The following is a 19,252-nucleotide window of genomic DNA, read 5'->3' as shown; positions in this document are numbered from 1 at the left end:
ATCCCGAACTTTAGTTGCCGTGCTAAGTTCACCGTGTGTTGCAGACCAGTCCGGTGATGTTCGTGCGGCGTGCGTGTTGTTGTTGCGCATCCCGCCGCGCCCGACTGTTCTAGCGAACTCTTTCGTCCTCGCTGAAGTCGACGGTGTGGCAGAAGCCCCCACCCCGAACTTCAGACAAGGACCCCCGCTATGCGCACCGCCACCCTCACCGCCACTTCCGCCTCCACCGCCGCTGCCGCCCCGAGCGTGGCCCATTCCAAGGCCCAGGCTCACGCCAAGCGCGCGTTGTTGGCCCGCCACCACATCGTCGCCCCGTCGCTGAAGGTCGCCGACGCGGCCGCCGCGGCCGTGTTCGGCGCCGCCCGCCAGCGCGGACCGATCGCCCGCGACGCCATCGCCAGGATCACCGGCCTGAGCATCGCTACGGTGAATCGGCAGGTCACCGCCCTGCTGGAGGCGGGCGTGCTGCGTGAGCGCGCCGACCTCGCGGTCTCCGGTGCCATCGGGCGGCCGCGTGTTCCGGTGGAGGTCAACCACGAACCCTTCCTCACCCTCGGCCTGCACATCGGCGCCCGCACCACCAGCATCGTGGCGACCGACCTGTTCGGCCGCACCCTCGACGTCGTCGAGACCCCCACCCCGCGTGGCGCGCAGAATGCCGCGCTGGCCTCGTTGGCCGGTAGCGCCCGGCGTTACCTGAGCCGCTGGCACCGCAGGCGCCCGCTGTGGGTCGGGGTGGCCGCCGGTGGTGTCCTCGACAGCGTCTCCGGCTACCTGGACCACCCGCGGTTGGGCTGGTCGGAGGCGCCGGTCGGCCCGGTGCTGGCCGAGACGCTGGGCCTGCCGGTGTCGGTGGCCTCGCACGTCGACGCGATGGCCGGTGCCGAGTTGTTGCTCGGGGTGCGCCGACCGGGTAGCCAGAGCGGCACCAGCTTGTACGTCTACGCCCGCGAGACGGTCGGTTACGCATTGTCCATCGGCGGCCGGGTGCATTCGCCGGCCAGCGGCCCCGGCACCATTGCCGCACTTCCGGTGAACTCCGAATTGCTCGGTGGCAGTGGACAATTGGAGTCCACCGTTAGTGACGAGGCGGTGCTCACCGCGGCCCGGGCCCAGCGCATCATCCCGGCCGAGGGGCCGGCGTCGACGCTGACCGCGGTGCTGCGGGCGGCCCGCGCCGGACACGAGGGCGCCGTCGCGCTGCTCAACGAGCGAGCCAGGGTGCTCGGCGAGGCGGTGGCCCTGCTGCGCGACATGCTCAACCCCGACGACCTGGTGGTCGGTGGACAGGCCTTCACCGAGTACCCGGAGGGCATGGAGGTGCTGGAGCGGGCGTTCGTCGCGCGCTCGGTGCTGCCGGCCCGGGATATCCGGGTGACCGCGTTCGGCAACCGCGTGCAGGAGGCGGGCGCCGGTGTGGTGTCTCTGGGCGGCCTCTACGCCGACCCGATCGCCGCCATGCGCCGCGCGCAGCTGCGCCGCGGTGAGCTCGTGACGCCCGGGGTGTAGACATGTCGGTGTGCGTCTTCCAACGGATCTGAGCGCCGTCGCCCCTCCGGTGGCCAAGCGGGTGGCAGTGCTGTCGGTGCACACCTCGCCGTTGGCCCAACCGGGTACCGGTGACGCCGGCGGGATGAACGTCTACGTGCTGCAGACCGCGCTGGAACTGGCTCGGCGCGGCGTTGAGGTGGAGATCTTCACCAGGGCGACATCCTCGGCCGACGAACCGGTGGTGCGGGTCGCTCCCGGCGTGCTGGTGCGCAATGTGGTGGCCGGTCCGTTCGAGGGGCTGGACAAAAACGACCTGCCGACGCAGTTGTGCGCGTTCACCGCGGGCGTGCTGCGCGCCGAGGCCAACCACGAACCCGGCTACTACGACATCGTGCATTCGCACTACTGGTTGTCCGGTCAGGTCGGCTGGCTGGCCCGCGACCGATGGGCGGTGCCGTTGGTGCACACCGCGCACACGCTTGCGGCGGTGAAGAACGCGTCGTTGGCCGCCGGGGACACCCCGGAGCCCGCGTTGCGCGCGATCGGCGAGCAGCAGGTGGTGGACGAGGCCGACCGTCTGATCGTGAACACCGAACTCGAAGCGCAACAACTGGTTTCGCTGCACCACGCCAACCGCGCCCAGATCGACGTGGTGCACCCCGGAGTCGACCTGGAGGTCTTCACGCCCGGCGGCAAGGGCGCCGCGCGGGCCGCGCTCGGGCTGGATCCGGCCGAATCGATCGTGGCCTTCGTGGGCCGCATCCAGCCGCTGAAGGCACCCGACGTGCTGCTGCGCGCGGTGGCTGCGGTACCGCGCGTGCGGGTCGTGGTGGCCGGCGGACCGTCCGGGTCCGGGCTGTCCGCCCCCGACGGCCTGATCCGGCTGGCCGACCAGCTCGGCATCGCCGACCGGGTCACCTTTCTGCCGCCGCAGTCGCGCAGCCAACTGGTCGAGGTCTACCGCGCCGCCGACCTGGTTGCGGTGCCGAGCTACTCGGAGTCGTTCGGGCTGGTCGCGGTCGAGGCGCAGGCCTGCGGCACCCCGGTGGTGGCCGCCGCGGTGGGCGGCCTGCCGGTCGCGGTGCGCGACGGCGTGACCGGGGCCCTGGTCGACGGTCACGACCCCGGCGACTGGGCCGCGGCTATCAGCGCGCTGCTGGCGAGCGGGCCCGAACGGCTGAGCGCGGCGGCCGTCGCGCACGCCGCCGGCTTTTCCTGGGCGCACACCGTCGATGCCCTGCTGGGCAGCTACGGTCGGGCCATTGCCGACTACCGGGCGCGGCATCCGCGCCGGGATGCCGCGGCGCGCCGCGCCGGACGGCGGTTCAGCATGCGTCGGGGGGTGCGGTTGTGACGACGACGCCGGTGCACGATCTCATCGAGGCGACGCTGCAGGAGCACGAGCTGGAGTACGCCCACCACCCGGGTGCCCATGGTGGGCTGCCCGGGCTGGTGGTGGCGCTGCCGGGGGAACGGCGCCTGAAGACCAACACCATCCTGAGCATCGGCGAGCATTCCGTGCGGGTGGAGGCGTTCGTGTGCCGCAAGCCGGACGAGAACTTCGAGGGCGTCTACCGGTTCCTGCTCAAGCGCAACCGCAGGCTCTACGGCGTCGCCTACACCCTGGACAACCTCGGCGACATCTACCTGGTGGGCCGGATGGCATTGGAGACCGTCACCGCCGACGAGATCGACAGGGTGCTCGGTCAGGTACTCGAAGCGGTCGACTCGGACTTCAACACGCTGCTGGAGTTGGGTTTCCGGTCCTCCATCGAGAAGGAGTACCAATGGCGGGTCGCTCGCGGGGAATCGCTGAAGAACCTGCAGGCCTTCGCGCATCTGATCGACCAGGCCGACTCATGACAGAATGCCCGTCATGCCGACCCTGATCCTGCTGCGCCACGGCGAGAGCGACTGGAACCAGAAGAACCTGTTCACCGGATGGGTCGATGTCGACCTCACCGACAAGGGCCGGGCCGAAGCGGTGCGCGGCGGCACGTTGTTGCGTGAACAGGGTGTGCTGCCCGACGTGCTGTACACGTCGCTGCTGCGGCGCGCCATCACCACCGCGAACCTGGCGCTGGACGCCGCCGACCGGCACTGGATTCCGGTGCACCGCGACTGGCGGCTCAACGAGCGGCACTACGGCGCGCTGCAGGGCCTGGACAAGGCCGAGACCCTGGCCAAGTACGGCGAGGAGCAGTTCATGGCCTGGCGGCGCAGCTATGACACCCCGCCGCCGCCCATTGAGAAGGGCAGCGAGTTCAGCCAGGACGCCGACCCGCGGTACGCCGACATCGGCGGCGGCCCGCTGACCGAGTGCCTGGCCGACGTGGTCGCCCGGTTCGTGCCCTATTTCGAGCAGGCCATCGTGCCCGACCTCAAGGCGGGCAAGACCGTGCTGATCGCCGCGCACGGCAACTCACTGCGCGCGCTGGTCAAGTACCTGGACGGGATGTCCGACGACGAGGTCGTCGGCCTGAACATCCCCACCGGCATCCCGCTGCGCTACGACCTGGACGCGGATCTCAAGCCCACGGTCCCGGGTGGTCAGTACCTGGACCCGGAGGCCGCCGCGGCGGGCGCGGCGGCGGTGGCCGCGCAGGGCGCCAAGAAATAGCCCGGCAAACAGGGGGTTAACTCAGGTGAACGCGGGCCGAACTCCTGTGTTTGCTTGTGTGACATGTCCCGATTTGGCCGCACGCTGCTGGGATGACGTTCACCGGATGCGTACGATTTTCGCGTGAGTGTGGCATCCGTGCTGCTGCTGACGGCAGCCGTGACGCTGCTCGCGCTCGGGATCGGCGTGGCGGCGGGCGCCGTCATCTCCCGGGCCCGCCAGCAGCGCCGAGCGCGTCGTGATGCCGAAGAGGGCGGGATCACCGTCTCCCAGATGCTCAGCCACGTGGTGGGTCTCTCACCGATGGGCGTCGTGGTGGTCGACGCGTTCCGCGATGTGGTCTACATGAACGACCAGGCGGCCGAACTCGGGCTGGTGCGTGACCGTCTGCTCGACGAACGTGCGTGGAATGCCGTCCAGCGCTGCCTGTCCACGGGCGAGGATGTCGAGATCGACCTGTCACCACGCAAACGCGCACCCGCGGGCCGGTCCGGGTTGTCCGTGCGCGGGCACGTCCGTCTGCTCACCGAGGAGGACCGCCGGTTCGCGGTGGTGTTCGTGGGGGACCAGTCCGAGCAGGCGCGGATGGAAGCCACCCGCCGCGACTTCGTGGCCAACGTCAGCCACGAGCTGAAGACCCCCGTCGGGGCGATGGGGGTGCTGGCCGAGGCGCTGCTGGCATCGGCCGACGATCCCGAGACGGTGCGCCGGTTCGCCGACAAGATGCTGGTGGAGTCGCACCGGCTGGCCAGCATGGTGGGCGAGCTGATCGAGTTGTCTCGATTGCAGGGCGCCGAGCCGCTGCCCGATCTCGAGGTGGTCGACGTGGACTCCGTGGTGTCCGAGGCGCTGTCCCGGCACAAGGTCTCGGCCGACAACGCCGACATCTCGATCACCACCGACGCCCCGACCGGCTACCGGGTCCTCGGCGACCAGGGCCTGTTGGTGACGGCCATCGCCAACCTGGTGTCCAACGCCATCGCGTACTCCCCGAACGGGTCGAGTGTGTCGATCAGCAGGCGCAGGCGCGGCAACGATATCGAGATCGCGGTGACCGATCGCGGTATCGGTATCGCCAGGGCCGATCAGGAACGGGTCTTCGAGCGGTTCTTCCGGGTGGACAAGGCCCGGTCCCGCGCCACCGGAGGCACCGGGCTCGGCCTGGCGATCGTCAAACACGTTGCGGCCAACCACAACGGCACCATCAGGCTGTGGAGCCAGCCAGGAACCGGCTCGACGTTCACCCTGTCGATTCCCGCCTACCCCGACACCGACGACTCGTACGAACGAGACGACCGAGAGGACTGAGTAAACCGATGACCAGTGTCCTGATCGTGGAAGATGAAGAGTCCCTGGCGGATCCGCTGGCCTTCCTGTTGCGCAAGGAGGGGTTCGAGGCCACCGTCGTGGGCGACGGCCCGTCTGCGCTGGCCGAATTCGAGCGGGTGGGCGCCGACATCGTCCTGCTCGACTTGATGCTGCCCGGCATGAGCGGCACCGACGTCTGCAAGCAGCTGCGGTCGCGGTCCAGCGTGCCGGTCATCATGGTGACGGCGCGGGACAGTGAGATCGACAAGGTGGTCGGCCTGGAGTTGGGCGCCGACGACTACGTCACCAAGCCGTACTCGGCGCGTGAGCTCATCGCCCGGATTCGTGCGGTGCTGCGCCGTGGCGCCGACGCCGACGAAACCGCTTCCGGTGACGGGGTTTTGGAGGCGGGCCCGGTGCGCATGGATGTCGAGCGGCACGTGGTCAGCGTGAACGGCGAGCCGATCACCTTGCCGCTCAAGGAGTTCGACCTGCTGGAGTACTTGATGCGCAACAGCGGTCGGGTGCTGACCCGCGGTCAGCTCATCGACCGGGTCTGGGGTGCCGACTACGTGGGGGACACCAAGACCCTGGACGTGCACGTCAAGCGGCTGCGCAGCAAGATCGAGGCGGATCCGGCCAACCCGGTGCACCTGGTCACCGTGCGCGGCCTGGGGTACAAGCTGGAGGGCTAGGTGTACTGACCAGCCAGGCGCGCTACTCGGCGGCGCGGGTCGCCGGGTGCACGGCGATCAACCCGAGCAGGCCGCGGCGCCGGCACATGGCGGCCAGTTCGGCGTAGGCCTTCTCGCCGAGCAGCTCGGTCAGCTCGGGCGCGTAGGACTCCCACACCGGCCGGGCGCCGACGTGGGCGGCCGGGTCGCCGGTGCAGTACCAGTGCAGGTCCGCACCGCCCTCGCCCCAGCCGCGCCGGTCGTACTCGGTAATCGTGGTCTTGAGGATGTCGGTGCCGTCCGGGCGGGTCACCCACTCCTGCGTGCGCCGTATCGGCAGCTGCCAGCACACCTCCGGCTTCATGGTCAGCGGTTCCACACCCAGCTTGAGCGCCTTGCTATGCAGCGCGCAGCCGATACCGCCGGCGAAATCCGGCCGGTTCAGGAAGATGCACGCGCCCTTGTACTTTCGGGTACGCAGGTTGGGCTTACCGTCGTACTCGTCCATCTCCAGGTAGCCCTTGCGGCCCAGTCCCTTGTCGCGGTACTGCCAGTCGTCGGCGGTCAGCTGTTTCACCGCATCGTCGAGCGAGGCGCGGTCGTCGTCGTCGGACAGGAACGCGCCGTGCGAGCAGCAGCCGTCATCCGGGCGCCCGGCCACCGTGCCCTGACAGGCCGGTGTGCCGAACACACAGGTCCATCTGGACAACAGCCAGGTCATATCCGCGGCGATGACGTGCTGCGGATTCTCGGGGTCGAAGAACTCGACCCATTCCCGGGCGAAGTCCAGTTCGACCTCGTTGCCCAACCCGCCGACGTGCGATGTGCTCACGGGAGTAAACGGTAAACCCACTAACGTGGTCCGCGTGCGATTGGGCGTGCTCGACGTAGGCAGCAATACGGTTCATCTGTTGGTGGTCGACGCGCGCCGCGGCGGCCATCCGACGCCGATGAGCTCCACCAAGGCAGCGTTGCGCTTGGCCGAGTCGATCGACTCCTCGGGCAAGCTCACCCGCAAGGGGGCCGACAAGCTGGTGGACACGGTCACCGAGTTTGCGAGCATCGCCACCAGTTCGGGCTGCTCGGAACTGATGGCCTTCGCGACCTCGGCGGTCCGCGATGCCACCAACTCCGAAGAGGTGCTGGCCCGGGTGCAGACCGAGTCCGGGGTCTCGCTGCGGGTGCTCAGTGGCGTGGACGAATCCCGGCTGACGTTCCTGGCGGTGCGCCGCTGGTACGGGTGGAGCGCGGGCCGGATCATCAACATCGATATCGGCGGCGGTTCGTTGGAGCTGTCCAGCGGTGTCGACGAGGAACCCGAGGTGGCGTTGTCGCTGCCGTTGGGGGCGGGCCGGCTGACCAGGGAGTGGCTGGCCGACGATCCGCCGGGGCGGCGCAAGGTGGCCGCGCTGCGGGACTGGCTGGCCAACGAGATGTCGGAGGCGGGCTCGACGATCCAGGCAGCGGGCAGCCCGGATCTGGCGGTCGCCACCTCCAAGACGTTCCGTTCGCTGGCCCGGCTCACCGGCGCGGCGCCGTCTGCGGCCGGGCCGCGCGTCAAGCGCACCCTGACCGCGGCGGGATTGCGGCAGCTCATAGCGTTCATCTCTAGGATGACAACGGCCGACCGAGCCGAGTTGGAAGGGGTGAGTGCCGAACGGGCGCCACAGATCGTGGCCGGAGCCCTGGTAGCTGAAGCCAGCATGCGCGCGCTCGGTATCGAGCAGGTGGAGATCTGCCCCTGGGCGTTGCGGGAAGGGCTGATCCTGCGGAAACTCGACAGTGAGGCCGACGGCACAGCCTTGGTGGAGACACCATTGCCCAAAGGCAAAACACGATGACAGAACCGAACGACACCACCAGCACCCGCCCCATCTCGGTGGCAGAACTGCTGGCGAAGAACGGCAACATCGGCGCCCCGTCGCCGGGCGGTCGACGCCGCCGCCGGCGCGGCAACGCCGATGCCGTCACCGTGGCCGAACTCACCGGCGAGATCCCGATCGTCAACTATCACACCGACGAGCACCAGGCGATCGACACCGACATCGCCCCGGACACCGACACCGACACCGACACCGAAGTCACCGTCGAAGCCCAGTCGGTACTGGAACAGCCCCAGGTCACCGAGCCGGACGACTCAGAGCTAGACAACCCAGAGCCCGAGGCCCAGTCCGAGCCCGAACCGCACCACACGCACCATGGCCTGCGCCGCTCGGCTGCGCTGCCCGCGGGCGGCGCCGAGGAGATGAGCCCTGACCCGCTGATCGACGACGACGAACTCGGCCCCGTCGATCTCACCGATGTCGATCTCACGGCTGTCGATCTCACCGATGTCGAACCCGGGACGGACGCAGCCGCGGACGGGTCGCCGTCGGCCTTCCCGTCCTACCTGTCCCGGGCGCCCCGCCCGGAGGACATCGACCTGGGCGGCCCGGACGCCGCGGCCACCCTGGCCGACACCGCCGTGGTCACCGACGAGCCCGACGAGCTCACCGTTGACGCCGAAGCGGAGCCGGCCGCCACTCGGTCGCCGTTCCTCAACGGGGTATGGATCGTCGCGCAGAGCATCTTCGCCGTGCTCTTCGGTGCCGGTTTGTTCGTCGCCTTCGACCAGCTGTGGAAGTGGAACAACATCGTTGCGCTGGTGTTGTCGGTGCTCGTCATCCTGGGCCTGGTGGTCGGGGTGCGCGTGGTGCGCAGAACCGAGGACATCGCCAGCACCCTCATCGCGGTGGCCGTCGGGGCGCTGGTGACACTCGGCCCGCTGGCCCTGCTGCAGTCCACCTGATTCGGTGCGTCCCGCCATCAAGGTCGGCCTGTCCACCGCCTCGGTGTACCCGCTGCGGACCGAGGCTGCCTTCGACTACGCCGCCCGCCTGGGGTACGACGGGGTCGAGTTGATGGTGTGGGCCGAACCGGTCAGCCAAGATATCGACGCCGTCGAGGCGCTGTCGCAGCGCTACGGCATCCCGGTGCTGTCCGTGCACGCGCCGTGCCTGCTGATCTCGCAGCGGGTGTGGGGCGCCAACCCGATTCCCAAATTGGAGCGCAGCGTGCGCGCCGCCGAGCAGCTGGGCGCCCAGACGGTGGTGGTCCACCCACCGTTCCGCTGGCAACGGCGCTACGCCGACGGCTTCGCCGCGCAGGTCGCCGAGCTGGAGAGCGGCAGCGAGGTGCTGGTGGCGGTGGAGAACATGTTCCCGTTCCGCGTCGACCGGTTCTGGGGTACCGGGGCGCCGTCGGTGGAGCGGATGCGCAAGCGCGGGGGCCGGCCCGGCCCGGCGATCTCGGCCTTCGCGCCGTCCTACGACCCGCTCGACGGCGGCCACGCGCACTACACCCTCGACCTGTCGCACAGCGCCACCGCGGGCACCGATGCGATCGAGATGGCGCGGCGGATGGGTGCGGGGCTGTCGCATCTGCACCTGTGCGACGGCAGCGGCGCGTCCACCGACGAGCACCTGGTGCCCGGCCGCGGCACCCAGCCCGCCGCGGAGATCTGCCGGATGCTGGCCGCTTCCGACTTCACCGGACACGTGATCCTGGAGGTCACCACCTCACAGGCCCGCACCGCCGCCGAGCGGGAGGCGCTGCTCGTCGAATCGTTGACCTTCGCCAGACAACACCTGCTGCGCTGAGGCTGCCCACGGTGCCCCGGCGGGGCTGTCCGTGCAATGCTTTGCCCGTGTCAAGGATTGCAATCATCGGCGGGGGCAGCATCGGTGAAGCGCTGCTCTCGGGACTGTTACGGGCCGGCCGCCAAGTCAAGGACCTGGTCGTCGCGGAGAAGTTCGCCGAGCGCGCCCGGTACCTGTCCGACACCTACTCGGTGTTGGTCACCTCGGTCGCGGACGCGGCCGAGAACGCCACCTACGTGATCGTCGCGGTGAAACCGGGTGACGTGGACGCGGCGCTGGCCGATATCGCCGAGGCGATCGGCAAGGCCGAGGACGACAGTGCCGAGCAGGTCGTCGTCAGCGTGGCGGCCGGCGTCAGCACGTCGTTCTACGAGTCCAAGCTGCCCGCTGGCGCCCCGGTGATCCGGGTGATGCCCAATGCGCCGATGGTGGTCGGCGGGGGCGTCAGCGCGCTGTCACGGGGCCGCTTCGCCACCGAGGAGCAACTCAAGGAGGTGTCGGCGATCTTCGACACCGTGGGTGGGGTGCTCACCGTGCCCGAGTCGCAGCTCGATGCGGTGACGGCGGTGTCGGGATCCGGCCCGGCGTACTTCTTCCTGATGGTCGAGGCGATGGTCGACGCAGGGGTCGATGCGGGTTTGCCACGGGCGGTGGCCACCGACCTGGTGGCCCAGACCATGGCGGGTTCGGCGGCGATGCTGCTGGATCGCCTGGACAGCGCACCAGATGCCGCATTGGACACCACAGCGGCACAGTTGCGGGCTATCGTGACCTCACCGGGTGGTACCACCGCCGCTGGGCTGCGCGAACTGGAACGCGGGGGCCTGCGGGCAGCGGTCGGCAACGCCGTGGCGGCGGCGAAAACCCGCTCTGAGCAGCTCGGAATTACATCAGAGTAATTCAAGAATTTCGGACGGATTACCCCACACCCGTCGCAATAACCCCAATGGCCACGCTATTCTCCTCGTTGTATGCACGCGTTCGTGCCAGCGGTGGGGAAGCCGCTGGAACTGGCCGTGCCTTAAGGATTGGGTTGCGATGACGTCAATGAACGGGCCATCGGCGCGGGATTCGGCTGGCGATGGCCAGCCCAAAGCTCAATTTCTCACCGTTGCCGAAGTGGCCAGCCTGATGCGAGTCAGCAAGATGACCGTTTATCGGCTGGTGCACAACGGTGAGCTGCCGGCGGTGCGGGTGGGCCGGTCGTTCCGCGTGCACGCGAAGGCCGTCCACGATCTGCTGGAGACCTCGTACTTCAGCGCGGGCTAGAAGCCGGTTTCCGCTGGCATCGGGTTGCCCGGTAATGTGGCCCGGTCAGTTCCTTCATTTTTTGGTAGGTAGCGGAGTTCATGGGTTCAGTCATCAAGAAGCGGCGTAAGCGCATGTCGAAGAAGAAGCACCGCAAGCTGCTTCGCCGTACGCGGGTCCAGCGCAGAAAACTCGGTAAGTAGTCTTTCGCGCTTCTCGGTAGGCTCGCCCGATGGATGCGCAGGGATCCGGCGACAGCGGTGACACCAGGGGTACTGGAGGCTCGGCAGCGAGCCCCAAGGTCGTCCTGGTCACCGGTGCGTGCCGGTTTCTCGGTGGCTACCTGACGGCGCGCCTTGCCCAGAACCCGGCGATCGACCACGTCATCGCGGTCGACGCCATCGCGCCGAGCAAAGATCTGCTCCGCCGGATGGGGCGCGCGGAGTTCGTCCGCGCCGACATCCGCAACCCGTTCATCGCCAAGGTCATCCGGAACGGCAACGTCGACACCGTCGTGCATGCCGCCGCGGCGTCCTACGCGCCGCGGGCCGGCGGCCGGGCCACGCTCAAAGAGCTCAACGTCATGGGCGCGATCCAACTGTTCGCGGCGTGCCAGAAGGCGCCGTCCGTGCGGCGGGTGGTGCTCAAGTCGACCTCTGAGGTCTATGGGTCCAGTGCCCGGGATCCGGTGCTCTTCACCGAGAACGAGAGTGCGCGCCGCCCGTTGGGTGAGGGTTTCGCCAGGGACAGCATCGACATCGAGGGGTACGCGCGCGGGCTGGCCCGGCGCAGGCCCGATATCGCGCTGACGATCCTGCGGCTGGCCAACATGATCGGCCCGGCCATGGACACCGCGCTGTCGCGGTATCTCGCGGGTCCGGTGGTGCCCTCGGTGCTCGGTCACGATGCCCGGCTGCAACTGCTGCACGAACAGGACGCACTCGGCGCGCTGGAGCGCGCCACCATCGCCGGTCGTGCGGGCACCTTCAACATCGGCGCCTCGGGCATCATCATGATGAGCCAGGCGATCCGGCGCTCGGGCCGGGTCGCGCTGCCGGTGCCGCGGCAGGCGCTGCAGCTCGTCGACTCGCTGAGGCGCGCAACAAGTTACACTGAGCTCGATCGCGAGCAGCTGAACTACTTGAGTTACGGCCGGGTGATGGACACCGCGCGGATGCGCAACGACCTAGGCTACCTGCCCAAGTGGACCACTGTGGAGGCATTCGACGACTACGTGCGTGGTCGTGGTTTGACGCCGATCATCGACCCGAAATGGGTACGCTCAATGGAGAGCCGCGCCGTAGCTGTGGCGCAACGATGGGCGGGGTAGCGGCAGCCGACTCGGGCACTCCAACGGGGCGGGGGAGAGGGTAGCGACGTGGCGGGTGAGTCAAAAGCCAAAGTGATTCCGCTGCATTCGAATTCGGGACGGTCCGCGGCCGCGCAGCGTCGTGCGGCGCAGCGTGCGGACAGCGTGCGCCGGCATCCTTCCCTGCTCACCGATCCGGGCACCCGTGCCTCCGCCGAGCAGATCGCCGCGGTGGTGCGTGAGATCGACCAGCGCCGCGGCGCGGGCGCGACGGACGAGCAGGACACTCCCAACGAACTGTCAAGGGCCATCACCGCCATCGCCGATTTCGCCGTGAAGCGGATGACCGGTGACTACACCGTGGACGAGTTCGGCTTCGACCCGCACCTGACCAATGCGGTCGTAATGCCAATGTTGCGAGTGCTTTTCACGTCATGGTTCCGGGTTGAAGTCAGCGGGATCGAAAACCTCCCGCGCGAAGGCGCCGCCCTGGTCGTGGCCAACCACGCCGGTGTGCTGCCGTTCGACGGGCTGATGGCCTCGGTCGCCGTGCACGACCACCACCCGCTGCACCGGGACCTGCGGCTGCTGGCGGCCGACCTGGTATTCGACCTCCCGGTGGTCGGTCAGGCCGCACGCAAGGCCGGCCATACCGTCGCGTGCACCTCCGACGCGCATCGGCTGCTGGCCGCCGGTGAGCTGACGGCGGTGTTCCCCGAGGGCTTCAAGGGCCTCGGTAAACCTTTCAAGGACCGTTACAAACTGCAGCGCTTCGGTCGCGGCGGGTTCGTCTCGGCGGCGCTGCGGGCGCAGGTGCCCATCGTGCCGTGCTCGATCGTGGGCTCAGAGGAGATCTACCCCAAGATCGGCGATATCAAGTTGCTGGCCCGGCTGTTCGGGCTGCCCTACTTCCCGGTGACGCCGCTGTTCCCGCTGGCCGGCCCGCTCGGGGTGGTGCCGCTGCCGTCGAAATGGCATATCCAGTTCGGTGAGCCCATCCCCACCGCGGATTACGACGAGTCGGCGGCCGAGGATCCGATGGTCACGTTCGAGCTGACCGACCACGTGCGCGAGACCATCCAGCACACCCTGTATCAGTTGCTGGCGGCCCGCCGGAACACCTTCCTGGGTTAAGCCTTCTGACTCGCGACCATCTTGGCGATGGCGGCGTCGCGGGCGGCGGCGATCTGCGCGCTCACCTCGTTGGCCTCGTCGATCTGCGCCTCGCCCAGCATGGTCACGATGCTGGTGGCCACCGGCGCGCCGGCATCGTCGGTCACCTCGGCCCGAACCTCGCAGATCACCGTGCCGTGGGACTCGATCACCGAGTCCAGGTAAGAGTCGAACCACAGCTTGTCGCCAACCTTGATCGGCCGGTGGAAGATCAGCTTCTGATCGCGATGCAGCACCCGCTCCAGGTTGATCGGCACGTCGAAGTTCTCGAACAGATCGAGCTGCACCCGGCGCCCGGCCACGGCCAGGAAGGTCAGTGATGCGACGGTCCCGTCCTGGTGCGCGGGGTGCTCGTCCTTGACGGCGCTTGCGAACTCCCGGATCTTCTCCCGGCCGACCTCGAAGTAATCGGGGTAGCGGTAGTGGGTTCCGATGATGTCGTCCGCAATGCCCATGGCGGGAGAGCCTATCAGCGGCGACGGGACGCAACCGCGGCCAGCGCCCCGCCGGCCGCACCCAGGGCCAGCGCCGATGGCACCCCGATCCGGGCCGCCTTGCGCGCGGTCCGGAAGTCACGGATCTCCCAACCACGTTCCCTGGCAACGTCGCGCAGCGCGGCGTCGGGGTTGATCGCCACCGCGGTACCCACCAGCGACAGCATCGGGACGTCGTTGAAACTGTCCGAGTACGCCGTGCAGCGGCGCAGGTTGAGGCCCTCCCGGATGGCCAGCGCGCGGACGGCGTGGGCCTTGCCGCTGCCGTGCAGGATGTCGCCCACCAACCGGCCGGTGAACACCCCGTCGACCGATTCGGCGACGGTGCCCAGTGCGCCGGTCAGCCCCAGCCGCTCGGCGATGGTCGCCGCCAGCTCGTACGGGGTCGCCGTGACCAACCACACCTGCTGACCGGCGTCCAGGTGCATCTGGGCCAGCGCCCGGGTGCCCGGCCAGATCTTGTCGGCGATGATCTCGTCGTAGATCTGCTCGCCCAGCTCCGCCAGTTCGGCGGTGGAGCGCCCTTCGATGAAGGCCAGCGCCTTGCGTCGCCCGGCGGCGACGTCGTCGCTGTTCTCCTTGCCGGTGAACTGGAACTTGGCCTGCGCGTAGACGATTCCCAGGATGTCCCGGTAGGTGAAGTACTTGCGGGCGGCCAGCCCGCGCGCGAAGTGCACCAGCGAAGAACCGTGCACCAGGGTGTTGTCGACGTCGAAGAAGGCGGCCGCGGTCAGATCGGGCGGCGGCGGTGGGGGCGGCGTGGTGGCCGCTTCGGCGCTGGCCTCGCCAGCGATCACATCGCTTTCGACCCCGTCGATATCGGCGGCACCGGACTCGGACACCTCACAACCCTAAGTCACGGCACCCCCGATACTGGTGGTGTGGACCATGAGGTGGTGTTGCTCACCCGGGCTGGGTGCAGCATCTGTGAACGCGCGGCCCGGACGCTGGCCGCGCTGGCCGACGAACTGGGCTTCACCCTGCGGAGCACCGACGTGGACGTGGCGGCCGCCGCAGGAGACCCCCGGCTGCGGGCCGAGTTCGGCGACCGGGTGCCGGTGGTGCTGCTCGACGGCGCCGAGCACAGCTACTGGGAGGTCGACGAGCAGCGCCTGCGCGCCGATATCGCGCGGGCCTGAACGAGCCGAGAACCGGCGCTGAACCGGTACAGCAAATTTGGTAGCACGGCTGGTAAACGGCTACTTTGGGAGCCGGACCGGGCAAGCGAAGCGACGGCGAGAAACCGTCCTGGGCGAGCGAAGCGACGGGGAGAAGAAGACCAGGTGATGATGCCGTGAGCGTCCTGCTATTCGGGGTATCGCACCGCAGTGCGCCGGTCTCCGTGCTCGAACAGCTGAGCACCGACGAGTCGGATCAGGCCAAGATCATCGACCAGGTGCTGCAGTCCTCGCTGGTCACCGAGGCCATGGTGCTGTCCACCTGTAACCGGGTCGAGGTCTACGCGGTGGTCGAGGCCTTCCACGGCGGCCTGTCGGTGATCGGTCAGGTGCTCTCCGAGCATTCCGGAATGGGTCTACAGGACCTCACCAAGTACGCCTATGTGCGCTATGCCGAAGCGGCCGTCGAGCACCTGTTCGCCGTGACCAGCGGCCTGGACTCGCTGGTGCTCGGTGAGCAGCAGGTGCTGGGCCAGGTGCGCCGGGCCTACGCCGCCGCCGAGTCCAACCACACCGTCGGCCGCACCCTGCACGAGCTGTCCCAGCGCGCCCTGTCGGTCGGTAAGCGGGTGCACTCCGAAACCGGGATCGACAGCGCGGGCGCCTCGGTGGTGTCGGTGTCGCTGGACATGGCCGAGAAGCGGGTGGGCTCGCTGGCCGGTCGCACGGCCGTGGTGATCGGCGCCGGCTCGATGGGGGCCTTGGCGGCCAAGCACCTGGTGCGAGCCGGGGTGGAACGCGTCGAGGTGGTCAACCGGTCGCTGCCGCGGGCCCGCCGACTGGCCGCCAACATCGCCGAACTCGGGGTGGCGGCGCACGCCCATGTGCTCGACGACATCTCCACGGTGCTGGCCGACGCCGACATCGTGATGAGCAGCACGGGCGCGGTGCGCCCGGTGGTGTCGCTGGCCGATGTGCACCACGCGCTGGCGCGGCGTGACAACGAGGGCGCCGGCGCCCGGCCGTTGGTGATCTGCGACCTCGGCATGCCGCGCGACGTCGACCTGGCCGTCGCCGGCCTGCCCGGCGTGCACGTCATCGACATGGACCGCATCCAGCGTGAGCCGGCGGCCAAGGGTGCGGCGTCCGACGCCGAGGCGGCCCGCGCCATCGTCGCCCACGAGGTTGCCCAATACCTGGCCGGCCAGCGGATGGCCGAGGTCACCCCGACCGTGACGGCCCTGCGCCAGCGTGCCGCCGACGTCGTCGAGGCCGAATTGCTGCGCCTGGACAACCGGCTGCCCGGCCTGGACGCCGCGCACCGCGACGAGGTGGCGCGCACCGTCCGCCGCGTCGTCGACAAGCTGCTGCACGCGCCGACGGTGCGGGTCAAGCAATTGGCCGGCGCACCCGGCGGCGACAGCTACGCCGAAGCCCTGCGTGAGTTGTTCGAGCTCGACCCGCAGGCCGTCGACGCGGTGTCGGGCGGCGAATTGCCGCTGATCGCGACCGAAATCGACGCGCCCGAGTGATCCGAATCGGCACCCGTGGCAGCCTGCTGGCGACCACTCAGGCGGGCGTTGTCCGCGATGCCCTGATCGCCTCGGGGCACCCCGCAGAGCTGGTCGTCATCAGCACCGAGGGGGACCGCAACCAGGGCCCCATCGCCGAGATCGGGGTCGGCGTGTTCACCGCCGCGCTGCGCGAAGCCATCGACGACGGGCGGGTCGACATGGCGGTGCACTCCTACAAGGATTTGCCGACGGCCCCCGACGAGCGCTTCGTGATCGCCGCGATCCCACCACGCGAAGACCCGCGCGATGCCCTGGTGGCCCGCGACGGGATGGTGCTGGGGGAGTTGCCACCGGGCTCGGTGATCGGCACGTCGAGCCCGCGACGGGCCGCACAGCTTAGAGCACTGGGTCTCGGTTTGGAAATCCGCCCCCTACGAGGCAACCTAGACACCAGGTTGAACAGGGTAAGTAGCGGTGATCTCGACGGTATCGTCGTCGCCCGGGCGGGGCTCGCTCGCATCGGACGACTCGGTGATGTCTCCGAGTCCCTGGAACCGGTGCAGATGTTGCCGGCACCGGCTCAGGGCGCGCTCGCGGTGGAGTGCCGTGCACGCGACGCAGACCTTGCCGCGGTGCTGGCGGAGTTGGACGACCCCGACACCCGCGCAGCGGTCACCGCCGAACGAGCCTTGCTCGCCGAACTGGAGGCGGGGTGTTCAGCGCCGGTGGGTGCGATCGCGGAAGTGGTCGAGTCCATCGACGAGGAGGGCCGAGTCTTCGAGGAGCTGTCGCTGCGCGGTTGCGTGGCGGCGCTGGACGGATCCGACGTGATCCGTGCGTCCGGTATCGGTTCGCCCGATCGGGCCCGGGAGCTGGGGCTTTCGGTGGCCGCGGAGCTGTTCGAGCTGGGTGCACGCGACGTGTTGGCAATTGAGCGGAGTGACAGATGACTGGGCACGCAGGGACCCGAGGCCGCAAGACCAAGCCGGGCCGCATCACGTTTGTGGGGTCCGGTCCCGGGGACCCCGGGCTGCTGACCAGCCGGGCGCGCACGGTACTGGCCAACGCCGCCCTGGTGTTCACCGATCCGGACGTGCCCGAGGCGGTGCTGGCGCTGGTCGGCTCCGAGCTGCCGCCGCCGTCCGGACCGCAGCGCGAGGAGGCTACCCCGGCCGACGGTGCCGCCGAGGCGGCGGCCCCCGTCATCCCGGGTGGCCCCGATGTGCGGCCTGCGCTGGGTGATGCCGCCGAGGTCGCCAAGACGCTGGCCAACGAGGCCCGGCACGGTGTCGACGTGGTCCGGCTGGTGGCCGGCGACCCGCTGTCGGTGGACTCGGTGATCACCGAGGTGAACACGCTGGCCCGCACCCACCTGAATTTCGAGATCGTGCCCGGCTTGCCGGACACCACCGCGGTGCCGACCTACGCCGGGTTGCCGCTGGGGTCGTCGCACACCGTCGCCGACGTGCGCGGTGACGTGGACTGGGCGGCGTTGGCCGCCGCGCCGGGCCCGCTGATCCTGCACGCCACGGCTTCGCACCTGCCCGACGCCGCGCGCACGCTCATCGAGTACGGACTGGCCGACAGCACGCCCGCGGTGGTCACCGCGCACGGCACCACCTGCCAGCAGCATTCGGCCGAGACCACACTTGCGGGCTTGGGGGACAAGGCAATTCAGCAGGCCGCCGAGATCCCGGTGGGCACCCCCGGCTCGCTGGCCGGCCCACTGGTGGTCACCATCGGCAAGACCGTCGCCAATCGCGCGAAGCTGAACTGGTGGGAGAGCCGCGCGCTGTACGGCTGGACCGTGCTGGTGCCGCGCACCAAGGACCAGGCCGGCGAGATGAGCGAGAAGCTGATCGGCCACGGCGCGTTGCCGGTCGAGGTGCCGACCATCGCCGTCGAACCGCCCCGCAGCCCAGCCCAGATGGAAAGGGCCGTCAAGGGATTGGTGGACGGCCGGTTCCAGTGGGTGGTCTTCACCTCCACCAACGCCGTGCGGGCGGTGTGGGACAAGTTCAACGAGTTCGGTCTGGATGCACGGGCCTTCTCCGGCGTCAAGATCGCCTGCGTCGGCCAGGCCACCGCCGACCGGGTGCGCGCGTTCGGCATCAACCCCGAACTGGTGCCCGTCGGTGAACAGTCCTCGCTGGGCCTGCTCGACGAATTCCCGGAGTACGACGACATCTTCGACCCGGTGAACCGGGTGCTGCTGCCGCGTGCCGACATCGCCACCGAGACGCTGGCCGAGGGTCTGCGCGAACGCGGCTGGGAGATCGAGGACGTGACCGCCTACCGGACGGTGAGGGCGGCTCCGCCGCCGGCGCACACCCGCGAGATGATCAAGACCGGCGGCTTCGACGCGGTCTGCTTCACCTCCAGCTCCACGGTCCGCAACCTGGTGGGTATCGCGGGTAAGCCGCACGCCAGGACCATCGTGGCCTGCATCGGTCCCAAGACCGCCGAGACCGCGGCGGAATTCGGCCTGCGCGTGGACGTGCAGCCCGAGACCGCGGCCGTCGGCCCACTGGTCGAGGCGCTGGCCGAGCATGCGGCCCGGTTGCGCGCCGAGGGTGCGCTGCCGCCGCCGCGCAAGAAGAGCCGCCGGCGATAGACGGAGTCCTTCCTGTGTCTTTTCCGAGGCACCGGCCCCGCCGGCTGCGCT

21 protein-coding genes are annotated in these 19,252 nt (G+C 69.2%); 18 read left to right on the top strand and 3 right to left on the bottom strand.

Features of this window, described 5'->3' with window-relative positions:
- Positions 1-189 precede the first annotated feature (189 nt).
- The 6 genes from SBI67_RS06040 to regX all read left to right on the top strand — a co-directional run bounded on the left by SBI67_RS06040 (position 190) and on the right by regX (position 6,114).
- Positions 190-1,509 carry an ROK family protein gene (locus SBI67_RS06040; RefSeq protein WP_318979690.1) on the top strand — a complete coding sequence of 440 codons (1,320 nt, stop codon included), beginning with the start codon at positions 190-192 and terminating at the stop codon, positions 1,507-1,509.
- 10 nt (positions 1,510-1,519) lie between these two features.
- Positions 1,520-2,845, top strand: coding sequence for a D-inositol-3-phosphate glycosyltransferase (gene mshA, locus SBI67_RS06035; protein WP_318979689.1), 1,326 nt, complete (start codon positions 1,520-1,522; stop codon positions 2,843-2,845).
- Complete coding sequence (locus SBI67_RS06030) at positions 2,842-3,354, top strand: type III secretion system chaperone family protein (protein ID WP_318979688.1); 513 nt, start codon at positions 2,842-2,844, stop codon at positions 3,352-3,354. The genes mshA and SBI67_RS06030 overlap by 4 nt, the downstream gene beginning before the upstream one ends.
- A gap of 13 nt (positions 3,355-3,367) precedes the next feature.
- Complete coding sequence (locus SBI67_RS06025) at positions 3,368-4,111, top strand: phosphoglyceromutase (protein ID WP_318979687.1); 744 nt, start codon at positions 3,368-3,370, stop codon at positions 4,109-4,111.
- A 123-nt stretch (positions 4,112-4,234) separates the two neighbouring features.
- Positions 4,235-5,419, top strand: a complete 1,185-nt coding sequence (locus SBI67_RS06020) for a sensor histidine kinase (RefSeq protein WP_318979686.1) — start codon at positions 4,235-4,237, stop codon at positions 5,417-5,419.
- 8 nt (positions 5,420-5,427) lie between these two features.
- Positions 5,428-6,114, top strand: a complete 687-nt coding sequence (gene regX, locus SBI67_RS06015; RefSeq protein ID WP_318979685.1) for a two-component sensory transduction protein RegX — start codon at positions 5,428-5,430, stop codon at positions 6,112-6,114.
- A 22-nt stretch (positions 6,115-6,136) separates the two neighbouring features.
- On the opposite strand, the gene SBI67_RS06010 is transcribed toward regX, so the two are convergent.
- Positions 6,137-6,925 (bottom strand): DUF3109 family protein, encoded by a 789-nt coding sequence (locus SBI67_RS06010; RefSeq protein ID WP_318979684.1) that lies wholly within the window; start codon positions 6,923-6,925, stop codon positions 6,137-6,139.
- A 34-nt stretch (positions 6,926-6,959) separates the two neighbouring features.
- Here SBI67_RS06010 and SBI67_RS06005 point away from each other — a divergent pair, with 34 nt between their 5' ends.
- The 8 genes from SBI67_RS06005 to SBI67_RS05970 all read left to right on the top strand — a co-directional run bounded on the left by SBI67_RS06005 (position 6,960) and on the right by SBI67_RS05970 (position 13,422).
- Positions 6,960-7,934: a Ppx/GppA family phosphatase gene (locus tag SBI67_RS06005; protein ID WP_318979683.1), complete on the top strand. Its 975-nt coding sequence runs from the start codon at positions 6,960-6,962 to the stop codon at positions 7,932-7,934.
- Positions 7,931-8,881 carry an Rv0497 family membrane protein gene (locus SBI67_RS06000; protein ID WP_318979682.1) on the top strand — a complete coding sequence of 317 codons (951 nt, stop codon included), beginning with the start codon at positions 7,931-7,933 and terminating at the stop codon, positions 8,879-8,881. The genes SBI67_RS06005 and SBI67_RS06000 overlap by 4 nt, the downstream gene beginning before the upstream one ends.
- Positions 8,882-8,885: 4 nt before the next feature.
- Positions 8,886-9,731, top strand: a complete 846-nt coding sequence (locus SBI67_RS05995) for a sugar phosphate isomerase/epimerase family protein (RefSeq protein WP_318979681.1) — start codon at positions 8,886-8,888, stop codon at positions 9,729-9,731.
- Between the two features lie 47 nt (positions 9,732-9,778).
- Complete coding sequence (gene proC / locus SBI67_RS05990) at positions 9,779-10,630, top strand: pyrroline-5-carboxylate reductase (RefSeq protein ID WP_318979680.1); 852 nt, start codon at positions 9,779-9,781, stop codon at positions 10,628-10,630.
- A gap of 139 nt (positions 10,631-10,769) precedes the next feature.
- Complete coding sequence (locus tag SBI67_RS05985) at positions 10,770-11,000, top strand: cell division/environmental response transcriptional regulator (protein ID WP_167156567.1); 231 nt, start codon at positions 10,770-10,772, stop codon at positions 10,998-11,000.
- A gap of 80 nt (positions 11,001-11,080) precedes the next feature.
- Entirely contained in the window at positions 11,081-11,182 is a 102-nt protein-coding gene (locus SBI67_RS05980) for a 30S ribosomal protein bS22 (protein WP_003402602.1), read from the top strand.
- Positions 11,183-11,211: 29 nt separating this feature from the next.
- Entirely contained in the window at positions 11,212-12,309 is a 1,098-nt protein-coding gene (locus tag SBI67_RS05975; RefSeq protein ID WP_318979679.1) for an NAD-dependent epimerase/dehydratase family protein, read from the top strand.
- Positions 12,310-12,357: 48 nt separating this feature from the next.
- Positions 12,358-13,422: a lysophospholipid acyltransferase family protein gene (locus SBI67_RS05970; protein WP_318979678.1), complete on the top strand. Its 1,065-nt coding sequence runs from the start codon at positions 12,358-12,360 to the stop codon at positions 13,420-13,422.
- On the opposite strand, the gene SBI67_RS05965 is transcribed toward SBI67_RS05970, so the two are convergent.
- The gene (locus SBI67_RS05965) at positions 13,419-13,916 is read right to left on the bottom strand and encodes an FAS1-like dehydratase domain-containing protein (protein WP_318979677.1); all 498 of its coding nucleotides are present in this window, start codon (positions 13,914-13,916) and stop codon (positions 13,419-13,421) included. The two genes, SBI67_RS05970 and SBI67_RS05965, sit on opposite strands and share 4 nt — an antisense overlap.
- 14 nt (positions 13,917-13,930) lie before the next feature.
- The gene (locus SBI67_RS05960) at positions 13,931-14,797 is read right to left on the bottom strand and encodes an HAD family hydrolase (RefSeq protein WP_413232409.1); all 867 of its coding nucleotides are present in this window, start codon (positions 14,795-14,797) and stop codon (positions 13,931-13,933) included.
- 39 nt (positions 14,798-14,836) lie between these two features.
- On the opposite strand from SBI67_RS05960, the gene SBI67_RS05955 reads away from it, so the two are divergent.
- The 4 genes from SBI67_RS05955 to SBI67_RS05940 all read left to right on the top strand — a co-directional run bounded on the left by SBI67_RS05955 (position 14,837) and on the right by SBI67_RS05940 (position 19,201).
- Positions 14,837-15,094, top strand: coding sequence for a glutaredoxin family protein (locus tag SBI67_RS05955; RefSeq protein ID WP_318979676.1), 258 nt, complete (start codon positions 14,837-14,839; stop codon positions 15,092-15,094).
- 155 nt (positions 15,095-15,249) lie between these two features.
- On the top strand, positions 15,250-16,605 hold the full coding sequence (locus SBI67_RS05950; RefSeq protein ID WP_318979675.1) for a glutamyl-tRNA reductase: 1,356 nt from the start codon (positions 15,250-15,252) through the stop codon (positions 16,603-16,605).
- Entirely contained in the window at positions 16,602-17,537 is a 936-nt protein-coding gene (gene hemC / locus SBI67_RS05945; protein WP_266045132.1) for a hydroxymethylbilane synthase, read from the top strand. Before SBI67_RS05950 ends, hemC begins: the two co-directional genes overlap by 4 nt.
- The gene (locus SBI67_RS05940; protein WP_318979674.1) at positions 17,534-19,201 is read left to right on the top strand and encodes a bifunctional uroporphyrinogen-III C-methyltransferase/uroporphyrinogen-III synthase; all 1,668 of its coding nucleotides are present in this window, start codon (positions 17,534-17,536) and stop codon (positions 19,199-19,201) included. Before hemC ends, SBI67_RS05940 begins: the two co-directional genes overlap by 4 nt.
- The last annotated feature ends 51 nt before the right edge of the window (positions 19,202-19,252 follow it).

The organism is Mycolicibacterium chengduense (genome assembly GCF_033741155.1).
Classification (GTDB): domain Bacteria; phylum Actinomycetota; class Actinomycetes; order Mycobacteriales; family Mycobacteriaceae; genus Mycobacterium.
This window is presented reverse-complemented; position numbering and strand designations above follow the sequence as displayed.

What these genes read in the sequence shown, in the direction of transcription:
- SBI67_RS05965 (WP_318979677.1), bottom strand. Translation starts at nt 13,916, where the DNA reads ATGGGCATTGCGGACGACATCATCGGAACCCACTACCGCTACCCCGAT.
- regX (WP_318979685.1), top strand. Translation starts at nt 5,428, where the DNA reads ATGACCAGTGTCCTGATCGTGGAAGATGAAGAGTCCCTGGCGGATCCG.
- SBI67_RS06000 (WP_318979682.1), top strand. Translation starts at nt 7,931, where the DNA reads ATGACAGAACCGAACGACACCACCAGCACCCGCCCCATCTCGGTGGCA.
- SBI67_RS05940 (WP_318979674.1), top strand. Translation starts at nt 17,534, where the DNA reads ATGACTGGGCACGCAGGGACCCGAGGCCGCAAGACCAAGCCGGGCCGC.
- SBI67_RS05980 (WP_003402602.1), top strand. Translation starts at nt 11,081, where the DNA reads ATGGGTTCAGTCATCAAGAAGCGGCGTAAGCGCATGTCGAAGAAGAAG.
- SBI67_RS05975 (WP_318979679.1), top strand. Translation starts at nt 11,212, where the DNA reads ATGGATGCGCAGGGATCCGGCGACAGCGGTGACACCAGGGGTACTGGA.
- SBI67_RS06040 (WP_318979690.1), top strand. Translation starts at nt 190, where the DNA reads ATGCGCACCGCCACCCTCACCGCCACTTCCGCCTCCACCGCCGCTGCC.
- SBI67_RS06025 (WP_318979687.1), top strand. Translation starts at nt 3,368, where the DNA reads ATGCCGACCCTGATCCTGCTGCGCCACGGCGAGAGCGACTGGAACCAG.
- SBI67_RS05985 (WP_167156567.1), top strand. Translation starts at nt 10,770, where the DNA reads ATGACGTCAATGAACGGGCCATCGGCGCGGGATTCGGCTGGCGATGGC.